21 protein-coding genes are annotated in these 10,959 nt (G+C 64.7%); 3 read left to right on the forward strand and 18 right to left on the reverse strand.

Features of this window, described 5'->3' with window-relative positions:
- Window positions 1-3 precede the first annotated feature (3 nt).
- From ACT84W_RS04775 to ACT84W_RS04860, 18 genes are all read right to left on the reverse strand, one after another.
- Window positions 4-408: a hypothetical protein gene (locus ACT84W_RS04775; protein WP_444328375.1), complete on the reverse strand. Its 405-nt coding sequence runs from the start codon at window positions 406-408 to the stop codon at window positions 4-6.
- Window positions 405-710: a hypothetical protein gene (locus ACT84W_RS04780; protein ID WP_444328376.1), complete on the reverse strand. Its 306-nt coding sequence runs from the start codon at window positions 708-710 to the stop codon at window positions 405-407. Before ACT84W_RS04780 ends, ACT84W_RS04775 begins: the two co-directional genes overlap by 4 nt.
- Window positions 707-1,003, reverse strand: a complete 297-nt coding sequence (locus ACT84W_RS04785; protein WP_444328377.1) for a hypothetical protein — start codon at window positions 1,001-1,003, stop codon at window positions 707-709. The genes ACT84W_RS04780 and ACT84W_RS04785 overlap by 4 nt, the downstream gene beginning before the upstream one ends.
- An 8-nt stretch (window positions 1,004-1,011) precedes the next feature.
- Window positions 1,012-1,314 (reverse strand): hypothetical protein, encoded by a 303-nt coding sequence (locus ACT84W_RS04790; protein ID WP_444328378.1) that lies wholly within the window; start codon window positions 1,312-1,314, stop codon window positions 1,012-1,014.
- Window positions 1,314-1,547: a hypothetical protein gene (locus tag ACT84W_RS04795; protein WP_444328379.1), complete on the reverse strand. Its 234-nt coding sequence runs from the start codon at window positions 1,545-1,547 to the stop codon at window positions 1,314-1,316. The genes ACT84W_RS04790 and ACT84W_RS04795 overlap by 1 nt, the downstream gene beginning before the upstream one ends.
- Entirely contained in the window at window positions 1,537-1,749 is a 213-nt protein-coding gene (locus ACT84W_RS04800; RefSeq protein ID WP_444328380.1) for a hypothetical protein, read from the reverse strand. The genes ACT84W_RS04795 and ACT84W_RS04800 overlap by 11 nt, the downstream gene beginning before the upstream one ends.
- A 26-nt stretch (window positions 1,750-1,775) precedes the next feature.
- Window positions 1,776-2,669, reverse strand: a complete 894-nt coding sequence (locus tag ACT84W_RS04805) for a hypothetical protein (protein WP_444328381.1) — start codon at window positions 2,667-2,669, stop codon at window positions 1,776-1,778.
- Window positions 2,670-2,778: 109 nt separating this feature from the next.
- Window positions 2,779-3,288, reverse strand: a complete 510-nt coding sequence (locus ACT84W_RS04810; protein ID WP_444328382.1) for a single-stranded DNA-binding protein — start codon at window positions 3,286-3,288, stop codon at window positions 2,779-2,781.
- Window positions 3,285-3,626 carry an integration host factor, actinobacterial type gene (gene mihF / locus ACT84W_RS04815; RefSeq protein WP_444328383.1) on the reverse strand — a complete coding sequence of 114 codons (342 nt, stop codon included), beginning with the start codon at window positions 3,624-3,626 and terminating at the stop codon, window positions 3,285-3,287. The genes ACT84W_RS04810 and mihF overlap by 4 nt, the downstream gene beginning before the upstream one ends.
- A 3-nt stretch (window positions 3,627-3,629) precedes the next feature.
- A complete protein-coding gene (locus ACT84W_RS04820; RefSeq protein WP_444328384.1) occupies window positions 3,630-4,616 on the reverse strand; it encodes a DUF1351 domain-containing protein in 987 nt (328 codons plus the stop codon).
- On the reverse strand, window positions 4,616-5,515 hold the full coding sequence (gene bet, locus ACT84W_RS04825; RefSeq protein ID WP_444328385.1) for a phage recombination protein Bet: 900 nt from the start codon (window positions 5,513-5,515) through the stop codon (window positions 4,616-4,618). The genes ACT84W_RS04820 and bet overlap by 1 nt, the downstream gene beginning before the upstream one ends.
- Window positions 5,508-5,804 carry a hypothetical protein gene (locus ACT84W_RS04830; RefSeq protein ID WP_444328386.1) on the reverse strand — a complete coding sequence of 99 codons (297 nt, stop codon included), beginning with the start codon at window positions 5,802-5,804 and terminating at the stop codon, window positions 5,508-5,510. The genes bet and ACT84W_RS04830 overlap by 8 nt, the downstream gene beginning before the upstream one ends.
- On the reverse strand, window positions 5,805-6,263 hold the full coding sequence (locus ACT84W_RS04835; RefSeq protein ID WP_444328387.1) for a RusA family crossover junction endodeoxyribonuclease: 459 nt from the start codon (window positions 6,261-6,263) through the stop codon (window positions 5,805-5,807).
- Window positions 6,260-6,400: a hypothetical protein gene (locus tag ACT84W_RS04840; RefSeq protein WP_444328388.1), complete on the reverse strand. Its 141-nt coding sequence runs from the start codon at window positions 6,398-6,400 to the stop codon at window positions 6,260-6,262. Before ACT84W_RS04840 ends, ACT84W_RS04835 begins: the two co-directional genes overlap by 4 nt.
- Window positions 6,381-6,629, reverse strand: a complete 249-nt coding sequence (locus ACT84W_RS04845) for a hypothetical protein (RefSeq protein WP_006234222.1) — start codon at window positions 6,627-6,629, stop codon at window positions 6,381-6,383. Before ACT84W_RS04845 ends, ACT84W_RS04840 begins: the two co-directional genes overlap by 20 nt.
- A gap of 285 nt (window positions 6,630-6,914) precedes the next feature.
- Window positions 6,915-7,133 carry a hypothetical protein gene (locus ACT84W_RS04850; protein WP_444328389.1) on the reverse strand — a complete coding sequence of 73 codons (219 nt, stop codon included), beginning with the start codon at window positions 7,131-7,133 and terminating at the stop codon, window positions 6,915-6,917.
- 5 nt (window positions 7,134-7,138) lie between these two features.
- Entirely contained in the window at window positions 7,139-8,101 is a 963-nt protein-coding gene (locus ACT84W_RS04855; RefSeq protein ID WP_444328390.1) for a prohibitin family protein, read from the reverse strand.
- A gap of 150 nt (window positions 8,102-8,251) precedes the next feature.
- Window positions 8,252-8,455 carry a helix-turn-helix domain-containing protein gene (locus ACT84W_RS04860; protein WP_444328391.1) on the reverse strand — a complete coding sequence of 68 codons (204 nt, stop codon included), beginning with the start codon at window positions 8,453-8,455 and terminating at the stop codon, window positions 8,252-8,254.
- 117 nt (window positions 8,456-8,572) lie between these two features.
- On the opposite strand from ACT84W_RS04860, the gene ACT84W_RS04865 reads away from it, so the two are divergent.
- From ACT84W_RS04865 to ACT84W_RS04875, 3 genes are all read left to right on the forward strand, one after another.
- Window positions 8,573-9,193: a helix-turn-helix domain-containing protein gene (locus tag ACT84W_RS04865; protein WP_444328392.1), complete on the forward strand. Its 621-nt coding sequence runs from the start codon at window positions 8,573-8,575 to the stop codon at window positions 9,191-9,193.
- Window positions 9,194-9,250: 57 nt separating this feature from the next.
- Complete coding sequence (locus tag ACT84W_RS04870) at window positions 9,251-10,135, forward strand: KilA-N domain-containing protein (RefSeq protein ID WP_444328393.1); 885 nt, start codon at window positions 9,251-9,253, stop codon at window positions 10,133-10,135.
- Between the two features lie 424 nt (window positions 10,136-10,559).
- A partial coding sequence (locus tag ACT84W_RS04875) for a hypothetical protein (protein ID WP_444328394.1) occupies window positions 10,560-10,959 on the forward strand: 400 nt, incomplete at its 3' end.

Below are 10,959 nucleotides of genomic sequence, written 5' to 3' on the forward strand. Positions count from 1 at the left end.
TCGCTAGGCATCGCCCTCACCCCTCAGCTTGTGGATGCGGTCGGCGATGTCACGCATGACAATCCTTTCGCAGGTTTCGCCTTTGTCGGCGATGCACGATGAGCAGTCGCACGCACTTTTGCCAAAATAGGCGCAGGCTTCATAATTCAGCGCGTCCGCGCCCCTGCCCAAATCCTCTTCCAGCTTCTCCCATGTGTCTGGCGTGGTGAGGTACACGAGTGCTGGGTCGAGTGCAAATCCACGGTCGGTAATCGCACGCCATTTGTTCGACCATCCGTCACTCAAATCAAAGTCCGTGGTGAATGTCCAGCGCACGATGCTATATACGTTCCCGACACGGTTGAACAGTGCCACGGTATCTAGAGGTATCTCTCGTCCCTCGGCATCTCTCGGCAATTCGACACTCATAGCCCAAACTCCTCGTAGTCGCGGCACTCGCCGCACTCGTCCTCGCAGTACAGCAGGTTCTCCATGAGCCACGCCACGGCCCACTTCGCCAGGCGCCAGAACCCTTTCTTGCGGTCAGGCGCCTCTGCGTCGTAGGCGCGCTCGAACCCGAGGTGGCAGTAGCCGTAGTCGACGTGGATGTCGCTGCTGCAGAAATGCCTGCAGTTCCCGCACATCCTGGGCTCGTAGGCCCCGCCGTAGCAGCGTTCTATCGTGGCGTCGGTCACCCCCATCGGGTAGCCGCCAACCCTCGAGTCACTCATCGCAGTCCGCCCCCCCCTACGCTCTCGTCGAGCAGGTCGATGGCATCCCCGACGGTCGCCTCGATGCTCGTCAGCTGGCGGCGCAGGTTCTGCACGAGGTTCGCGCCGGCGACCTCCGCCCTTCCCGCCTCGTAGGCGCGCTCGATCATGTCGGTCACCGCGACCTGCATCGCCGTGTCGTTGTAGCCGCGCCTGACGCGGTACTTCCCCAGATAGGCGTGCGCCCTGTCCTGTGGCCTGCACTCGCGGTCGAAATGGAACACCTCGACCGCGTCTGCATTGATCTGATCCAAAGTCTCCATCACAGACGTCCCCTCTCTCGGTTCCTCTCGTTGCAGCGCTCGATTGCCGCGTCCACGTCCTGCTGCGTGAACCCCTCGGCGTCGAGCAGGCTGACGACCGCCTGGACCACGTCCATGCACTCGTCGATAAGGTTCTGGCGGTACTCCCTGCGCGCCGTCATGATCGGACTGAGGCGCATGTCGTCGCAATCCTGCCAAGCGCCGTATACCTCGGCCGCCTCCTCGAGCGGCTTGAGCGCCTGCGCCTTGGGTGCATCCGGCTCATCGAGCGCCCCGAACTCGAACCTGTATCCGTCGCGCATCAGATGCGCCTCCCTTCCGCCAGCGCCGCACGCATGGCGTTGACCTCTCGGCCCGACTCACTCCTCGTTCCGAGGTACACGTCCACGGGCCGCTTGCTCGCGTCCCTTCGCGCCACGTTCTCGCACCACCCGCAGCAGTACCTCTGGTTCCTGTACGCCGTGCGGAACCGCCTGCCGCACTGCCCGCACACGAGCACGTAGCCCCCGCGCCCGTCCAGCGACTCAGCCCTCATGTCGCGCCTCCCAGTAGTTGCACCTCGCGAGCCCCTGCGTGGCGTGCACGAAGTCGGGGCAGCGCATGCACGTGTACCGCTTGCGGCTCTCGCCAGACGCCGTCATGACCGCCTCGCTCACGGCGCAGAACCCGCACGTCTCGCAGCGGGCACTGCGCGGCCCGTCGTCGTAGATGCTCGCGGACCCCTTCGGTCTGCCCATGTTCTCGCTCCTCTCGGCGTCCAAGCTCATGACGCCCTCCTCTCGCATGCGGCCCTCGCATCCAGCAGACGCCGCGCGTCCCGGTACGCCTTGAGCGCCACCGGGTCGGCGGTCGTCCCCCTCGGGGCCTTCACCTTCGCCGGGTCGATGCCCGGATGTTCCTCGCGCCACCTGCGCTCGAGCTCCGCCCTCGTCTGCTCGGGCGTCCTCGTCGGCTTGAACGTGGCGGCCTGAATCTCGGCATCGGTCGGCTTGCCGCGGGCATGGGCCTCGGCGTCGAGGCGCTTCTGGTTGCCGTTCCACAGCATTGCCACGGCCTTGAGCGAGGTCACGGGCATCCCGTTCGAGCGAATCCAGCCCTGCGACTCGTAGTGCGCCCAGAACTTGTCGGGGTCGCCGCTGATGCAGTTGGCGGCGAAATACGCACGGCACTCGTCGAGGGTCGGCGGGGCGAAGCTGTCTGCGTCGCCGCCGCAGCGCGTACCATCAACACAAGCTAGGCTAGGTAAAGCTAAGCTAGGACAGGTTAGGTTAGGGTTTTCGCTTTCGGAAACCTCGGTTTCGGGTTCTGAAAACCTAGGTTTCCCGTTTTCAAAACCTTGGTTTTCGCTTTCGGAAACCTCGGTTTCGGGTTTTTGCTCAGGCTCGGGTTCAGGTTCCAGCTCGGCCTTGGCCTTGCGGGGCCTGCCGCCCTTCTTGGCCTGCTCTCGCTTGTTCTTGGAGTTGTCGATGGCGTTCTTGAGCCCCTTGAAGGCCCTCTTGACGCTCTTGGGCAGCTCGATCTCGACACCGTGAAGACCGTACATGAGCACCGCGTCCGCGAGCATCATGCGCTCCCTCATGTCCTCGGGGTCGTTCGGGTCGTAATCGTCGTAGAGCTCGGCTATCGAGCTGGCGAAAACCGTGAAGTCGTTGGCCATCAGAACCACCCCCATAGAAGCGAAGAGAAGAACAGGAAACCCGCGGAGAAGGAGGCGGCGAACAGGGCCGCCTCCCAGTGGTCGCGGATGATGTCGGGTACGTGCCTCATCAGAACGGCACGTCCTCGTCGTACACGTCCAGCTGCTGCTGGGCGGGCGCCGGCTGCGGCGCGGCCTGCGGGGCCTGCTGGTAGGCCTGCTGGGCGCTCCATTGCGGTGCGGCCTGCGCCTGTGGCTGTACGGGCACCGTGTCCGCGAGGCTCTGCTGCGGCTGGGCCTGCGTCTGACCCTCACGGCGCACCATGACCTCGATCTCGTCGACGATAACCTCGAGCTTCGAGCGCTTCTGCTCGTCGCGCTCCCAAGAGCTGTAGCGCAGCTTGCCCTCGATCGCGACCTTCATCCCCTTGGCGAGGAAACGGCCAACGGCCTCGGCGCGGTTGCCGAACATGGTGCAGTCGACGAAGTTGGGATAGTCCTCCCACTCGCCCGTCTGCGCGTTGCGGCGGCGGTCGTTTACCGCCACGCCAAAGGACAGGACCTGCGTGCCGCCGGCGGTGGCGCGAAGCTCGGGGTCGCGGGTGAGGTTGCCGCTGATGTTCACTCGGTTGATGCTCACTGCCCGTCCTCCTTCGCGGTCATGTTGTTCTTGATAAACGCGACAAGGCGCGGCCCCTGCATGTAGCCCAGGCCGCTCACGCGGCGACCATCGGGGATGTCAAGCGCCTTGACGATCTTCTGCGCCGTGACCGGGCCGATGCCCGGAAACGAGCGGGCGAACTCCTCGACCTTGAGCTTTGCCGCGATGGGTGCCTCGATGGCCGTCTCGGGCGGGATGTTCCCCGCCTTGCACGCCGCCTTGAACGCGGCGCGCTCGCGGCGCGTGTGGATGGCCCTCGCCATCGCCTCCTTGCGCTGCTCTGGTGTTCGTGTCGGCGGCAGTTTGCTCTCTCCCATGTCCTACATCCTCTCTACGTGTCCGTGGATGCCGTTCTCGACCATGACGGCCCTCACGCGGCGCAGCTCGTCCGCCGTGGCGCACTCGATGACCACGCGGTAGCCCCTCTGCGGTGCTGGGGCCGCATCCTCGGCCACATCCGGCTCGGGGCGCGACGGGACCACCCGCACACACCTCGGCACGCCCAAGGGCGGCTCAGGTTCCTCGACGGGCATCGGCTCGGGGTCGGGCGGCAGCGGCGCGGGCTCCGGCTCGGGCTCCGGTGCGGGCGCCGTCGCCTGCTCGTAGGTCGCCGCGAGCGCGGCGGCCTTGGCGACCTCCTCGCGATGCGCGACGACCGCAGCCGCAACCTCGCCCGAGTCCGCCGGCAGCGTCCTCGTCCACCACGCCACGGCCCACGCCTTCTCGGACTCGTCCGCGTAGTCCAGCCCGTTGACGAACTTGAACTGGTGCAGCAGCTCGCCCACGCGGCGCTCTATGATGTTCTTGGCCTTGACCTCGCCGAAGCTCGCGTTGAGCCACTTGTCGTCGGCGATGCGCTCATAGGGCACCAGCGGCCCCATCTCGCCCGCGAGGTCGTAGTAGTGGCCACTGAGCGCGGCGAGGCGACGGGCCCTGCACTCGCCGTCGTAGCGGTCGATCTCGGCCTTGTACTCATCGGATAGCTTGTCGATGGGCGCCGTTATCTCGCCGATGGTCTTGTCGAACGTCTTGAGCAGGTCGCTGTACTTCTTCTTCGCGGCCTTGCGCTGCGCCTCGATGGGCTTCTTCACGTCGTTGACCGCCGCGCGGTACTTCTTCGCCGCCTTGAAGTCCTCGTCCTTCTCGATGTGCTTGACGTCCACGTAGTCCGCCAGCTTCTCATCGACGTTCTTCTTGAGCTTCGCCAGCTTGTCCTCGAGCGTGTCGTCGATGGCGAGCGACGCCACCAGCGTGTCGAAGTCCTCCTCGAGCGGCACGGCCTCGACCGCCAAAACCTCGTCTGCCATTAGAAGTCTCCCAGCAGGTCGTCGTCGGTCGCATACTCGGCGGGCGCGGGCTCATAGACGGGCGCGGGCTCCGGCTCGGGGATGGCGGGCTCGGGCTGTGCCTTGCGTGCCGCGATCTCCTCCTCCATCCACGAGGCCGCGCGGCGCGCCTGCATGAGCGTCATGTCGTGCATGGAGCCCGACGTGCAGCCCACGGCGGCGCAGATGGCGGCCATGGCCCCGGCGCTGTCGAGCCCGGTCGCCGCCATGAACGGCTTGAACAGGTCGCGCACGGGCTGCAGGTCGACCACGGGCTCGACGCTCTCGGCCTCGACGGTCTGAGAGCCTGCGCGCATGTCCTGCGCGACCTTCTGGTCCATCTCCTCGCCCGTGTACATCCCTCCGAACTCGTCGGGGTAGGCAAGGCGCCACGCGCCGGCCTTGGCGCACTTCTCGATCATGACGCCCGGCATCTTCGCCCAGTTGCTCTTGCCCGTGCTGTAGTCGGTGAGCGCCAGCTCCACGTAGGCCGGCTCCTTGCCGTCCTTAAACTTGACCTCGGCCCAGCCGCCGAGAAGCTGCTCGCCCATCTGCTTGTAGACGGCGCTGCCGCGCTTCTTGACGATCTGCCCCTCGCGCATCACCACGACGCCGCTCTTGATGCCGCCGTAGCTCTCCTGGCGGTTGGCGCGGCGGTTGAAGACCTGATAGCTCGTGATGATGCTCGCCGGCGCGCTGCCGTACTTGACGAGGTAGACCTCCTTAGTGAAGGGGTTCAGGTGCTGGCGGTTGCAAAGCTCCACGCACAGCGCCAGCTCGCTGTCGGTCGCGTTCGGGCACAGGCGCTCGCGGATGTCCTGCGAGGTGAACTTGACGGGCATGCCCGCATCGTCCTTGAACTCGATGACCTCGTTACTCATCGACGCTCACCTCGCATCCGTAGAGCTTGGAGATAGTGGCGACGGCGCCGCTCTCGGCGTAGACGTCATCGCACTCCTTGCCGTACGCGATGATGACGGCCAAGAAGTCGCGGTCGAACTCGATGGGCTCCTCGTCCATCAGCACGGGAGCGACCGCCATGCCGTAGGCGACGCCGCGGAGCACCGCGGGGTCGACCTCCTCCTTGAGCGCATCGGCGTTGAGTTCCGTGTTGATGAGGACGTTGCCCACGGCCTGCCTCATGAGTTCCTTGAATGCCTTTCGCTTCATTTACATTTCCTCCGTTTCGTCCCTGCGCCCGGACCAACCGGGCGCTATCGATATGTCCATGCGCTCGGCCTGCCCGCGCACCCTGGGGTGCTTTACCACGTGCAAGTCGACCACCTGCGCGTCGTCGGCCCAGACGAGCCCGTTGAGCGCGTCCATGACCAGCTTGCCCTCGTTGTCTCCGTCCGGCTTGTAGGTGTCCGGCTCCGATCGCACGCGCTTGGGCCGGCTCTCCGGCAGCGGACGGTAGGCGTCGACGTTGAGAATCACCGGCTCGTGCGGGCCAAAGGGCATGAGCTGGATGCCAGCCTCGGCCATCGCCTCCCGACACGCCGCCGCGATGGCCCGCTCGGCCCTCAGCGTCTCGGTCGGCGTGTACATCCGTGCGTGGCGCCGGTCGAGCCTATGGCGCTGCTTGCCCGCCGCGAACTTGACGGTGAACGCGAATCGCCTGCCGGTCACAGTACCGACCCCATCCCGAGCGCCACGCGGATGCCATCCGCCGCGAGCAGCATCGCCCGCAGGACGTACGGCATGAGCGCGTACACCGCGAACAGGAGCGCAACGAACCCAGCGCACCTAAGCAGCCTCGATGCCATGCGTTCCCTCCTCGATCCACTGCTCCACCCATTCCGGGCGCACCATGCGCCCCACCTTGCGCCCCTCGGGCAGCTGCGAGCGCAGGCGGCCCGCCTTGCACTCGATGCGCAGCGTGTCGTAGGGCACACCCGTCACCCTCGACGCCTCGCGCAGCGTGTACATCAGCTTGTGCCTGATGCCAAGCTCGTCGGCCATCTGCTGGAACGTTTTGGCTCTGCTAGAATCCATGAGTGACCTCCTTTCAGGTCTGGAGCCGTCCCCGCTTTCCACACCGGGCGGCTCTTTTTTTGTCGCTTGCTTTCGGGGCCTCGCCCCCGGCACGGCACCGGTAGGGAACGTCCCCGCGGATGGTTATTGGAGAGCCGCGAGGCAACGGTGCCGCCCCGGTGATGGGGCCCGCGGGTTGCCTGAGCGGCAACACCCGCGTGTCCTCGTTATGCACGCGGTAGGCTTCGGGCCATGATTCGTAGACAGCAGACATATCGTCCGAAGCACGTCCGACCAGCGGGCCCCCTACTCGTGCGGCTCGTCGACTGGGTCGAGCGGCACCCTCGCATCAGCGCCGCGATCGTCCTCGCCGGGTTCATCAACGACGCCTGCGACCTGCTTGGGCGCGTCGTTGATCTCGCGATGTTTCTCATGAAGCTCGCGGGTGTGCTCTAGTACGAACGCGACCGCGAGAACGTCGAGGAAGACCCGGACGACCGCATGGATAAGATTCAACATCTCCACCGCCCCTACTTCGTGCCCACGATCGGCTGGGAGCCCTCGGGCACGACGACGAGGTTGCCGTCCTTTCCGATGCTCTTGAGCGCGTCGATGTAGTGCTGCTGGAGGACCTGGTCGTTGAGCGAGTTCGCGAGGACGGCGTTTGCGTCCGCCTCGCCCTGCGCCTCGATCTTCTTTGTTTCAGCCTCGACCTTGGCCGTCTCCTGCTCGTTCTGGGCCTTCTGCTTCGCGACCTCGGCGGCCTGCGCCTCGCTGTAGCTCTTGGTGATGTTCTTCGGGTAGCGGACGTCCTGCACGCTCACCTGCTCGACCGTGAGGCCTATGCCCTTCCACTTCTCGGTGAGGGCCTTCTGGACGGCCTTGGTGAACTGGGAGCGGTCGGTGAGCATCGTCACCGTGTCGAAGCCGCCCGAGACCTCGCGGGTGACGGCGCGGACGTCGTTGGAGATGTACTTCTCCACGAAGCTCTCCTGCGTGCCGTACTCGCTGAGCGCGGCGTCGGGGTTCAGGGAGTAGTTGACCTGGATGTCGATGTTGGCGCTGGCGCCCGACTTGTCGTTGATGGAGACCTGCTTGCCCTCGTAGGAGCCGCCGTCCACCTCGTAGTCGGTGTCCCCGTAGAAGTTGATGAGGTTGTTGCGGACGTCGTAGGTCACGACGTCCTGCCAGGGGGCCTTGGCGTGGAAACCGGCCTCGGAGGTCGAGCCGGCGAGCGAGCCGCCGAGGTTGCGGATGACGCAGACCTCGCCGGTGTCCTGCGTGTAGAGGCAGGCGGTGGCGGCGATGACGGCACCCACAAGGATGAGGGGCAGGGCGCACGCGGGCGAGACGATGCGGGCCTCGTACTTGTTGCCCCAACAGTCCGCGGGCCCGGCGGCCTTCTCGCGCTCGGCCTCGTTATACCGCTTGATGGCGACGGCGGCGGCCACGCCGCCGAGTCCCAGGCCTGCTCCGATAATCAGTTGAATCATATCGCCCTCCCCTAGAGCTCGAAGTCGCTGAAGTCGCGGGGCTGCTCGTCGGCGGCCTCGACCGTGATGGCCTCGGGGATGTTCCAGCCGCCCAGCTCGATGTCGATGTAGTTCTCGTTCATGGTTCTCTCCGTTTCGTTTGCACCCTAATTATTTAGGGTCGATACCCAAAAAAATATTGCCGTCAATGCCGAAGTACTTGCCTAGCTTGTCCGCCATTGTGGGCGTTAGCTTGTCTGCCTGCGCATCCTCGATGGCTGTGAGTGTTGGCTCGGTTATTCCCAGAGCTGCGGCGATTTCCTTTTTCTGGAATCGCTTGGCCCCAGCTTCTCGAAACTCCTTAAGGCTCTGCATCCGTTCCTCCTTTCGTTGACCTAATTATAATCTAATTTGGGTCATACCACGATTACTTTTTGCTTTTAACTAAAATTATTTTTGCTTAGGATGAAAGTAACCCAGTTAGGAGGCACTATGGAATTTGGTGATAAGCTCCGGTCGCTACGCACAAAAGCAGGATTGACCCAGCTAGACATTGCCGAAAAGCTCGACGTGTCGGCAGCGGCCATCGGAGCATGGGAAAGCGGACGGTCTAAGCCGCGCCTAGACAAGATGGCGGAAATTGCAGTTCTGTTCGACACGACGGTAGCCGACCTCATGGGAGAGGACGCCTCCGAGGCCGCCATCAGCGGCACCTCGCGCATGGTCCCCCTGCTGGGCTTCGCGCACATGGGCGAGCCGTGCGACGAGGGGAACCTCGCCGACGAGGTCGAGGTCCCCGCCTCCATCGCCGACGCGCACCCGCGCGGGTTCATGGTCCACGCCCAGGGCGGCTGCATGGACAACCGTTTCCCCCACGACGCCCTGCTGCTGGTCGACCCCGACATGGAGCCGGTCAACGGCCAGCCGGTGCTCGCCGAGACGGCCGACTACGGCGCCGTGGTGCGCAACTACATCCGGGGCCGCTCGACGGTCATGCTCACAGCGGACAGCCACAGCGGCGAGTACGACGACATCCTCGCCGGGCCGGGCGACGAGCCCGTGGTCTGCAAGGGCCGCGTCGTCTGGTACATGGGCGAGCGGGACGAGAGGTAGAAACATTGGGGCCGACCGGGCCCCTGCCAACCAGACTGGAAGAACGGAGGAGCGCGGATGGCTCCGAAAGAGGCAATCGAGAAGATCAACGCACTCGGTATAGAGATCGGGGTCGCGTCGACCGGCAGCGGGGACGACTACATCTCACTCACGGACATTGCAAGGTACAAGAGCGATGAGCCGAAGATGGTGGTGCAGAACTGGATGAGGAACAGGAACACCATCGAGTTCCTCGGTGTTTGGGAGTCGCTCCACAACCCCGACTTTAAAGGCATCGAATTCGATGCCTTTAGGGAAGAGGCCGGGCTCAACTCCTTCACCCTGACGCCAACGAAGTGGATTTCGAGGACAAACGCCATCGGCATAAGGACCAAGAGGGGGAGGTATGCGAGCGGCACGTTCGCCCACAAGGACATCGCATTCGAGTTCGCTTCGTGGATTTCCCCGGAATTCAAGCTCTACGTCATCAAGGACTACCAGCGCCTGAAGAGCGACGAGAACAGCAGGATCTCCGGCGAGTGGAACGAGAAGAGGCTCTTCTCGAAGATCAACTACCGCATACACACCGACGCCGTAAAGGAGAACCTACTGAAGCCGAGCATGAGCCGGCAGGTCGAGGGCTACACCTACGCAAACGAGGCGGACGTCCTCAACGTCGCCCTGTTCGGGATGACGGCAAAGCAGTGGAGGGAGTCGCACGAAGGCGCGACGGGCAACATCCGAGACGAGGCGAGCCTGCACCAGCTGCTCGTCCTCGCGAACCTCGAAAGCATGAACGCCGAACTGATCAAAAGGGGAATCGACCGCAGGCAGAGGGCGGCATATTTACGAGAGATGGCTATCAGCCAACTCTCGACCCTCGAGGGCAGCCCCGTGATAGCAAAGATAGAGGCCGACGACGGAATAGCGGGCGAACTGCCAGAAGACGGGGCGGAGTCATAGCCCGACGCGCAAGCGGTCCGAGCTGACCGCAGCTCATCGCAGGGAGGTGATGCCCATGAAAGCAAAAAATCTCGGGACCGCAGGCTGATGCCGAGGTCCCGAGACTAAGGAGACGGCCCCTGCACTTTGGAACGTGAGACGGGGCCGGAGTCAGAACCGGGCGAAACGGAGAATAAGCCCGCGATCTGAACGGATCTGATTATATGACAAAGAAGCAGCGCCGCCGCGTCTGGGGCTCCGTGACCGAGATGAGGCGCGGCAAGAAGTACGTCCTGCGCTGGATGCAGAACACGCCGCAGGGCCGCAGGCGCAAGACCAAGACCGTGTACGGCACCTACCGCGAGGCGTGCGCGGAGCTGGACCGCATCCACGTCGAGCACGCCGACGACGCGCCCGTGCCCACCATAGCCAAGGCCTACGAGACGTGGCTCGCCCCCAAGATGGCCGCACAGGTCGAGGCGGGGACGCTCGCCCCCAACACCCGCGACCTCGTACCGCCCTGCTCACCCTGCGCAAGGTCTACGCCTGCGTCTCGACCTTCATCCGCCTGCCGCTCGACCCGTTCGCCGCCAGCGTCAGGTACACCATGCCCACCCGCAAGACCCGCGAGCGCTCAAAGCGCGTCTACACCCTCGACGAGGCCCTGGGCGTCCTCGACGCACTGCGCGGCAACCCCCTGGAGCCCGCGTTCATCCTCGCGTGCTTCGGCTCCTGCCGCTCGGGCGAGTCGCTGGGCGTGCGCACCGAGGAGGTGCTGCGCTGGGAACGTAGCGGCACCGCACTCGCCTCCGCCGACATCTGCCGCCAGATGCAGCAATCCGGCA

It is taken from the genome of Paratractidigestivibacter sp. (assembly GCF_052362415.1).
Lineage (GTDB): Bacteria > Actinomycetota > Coriobacteriia > Coriobacteriales > Atopobiaceae > Paratractidigestivibacter.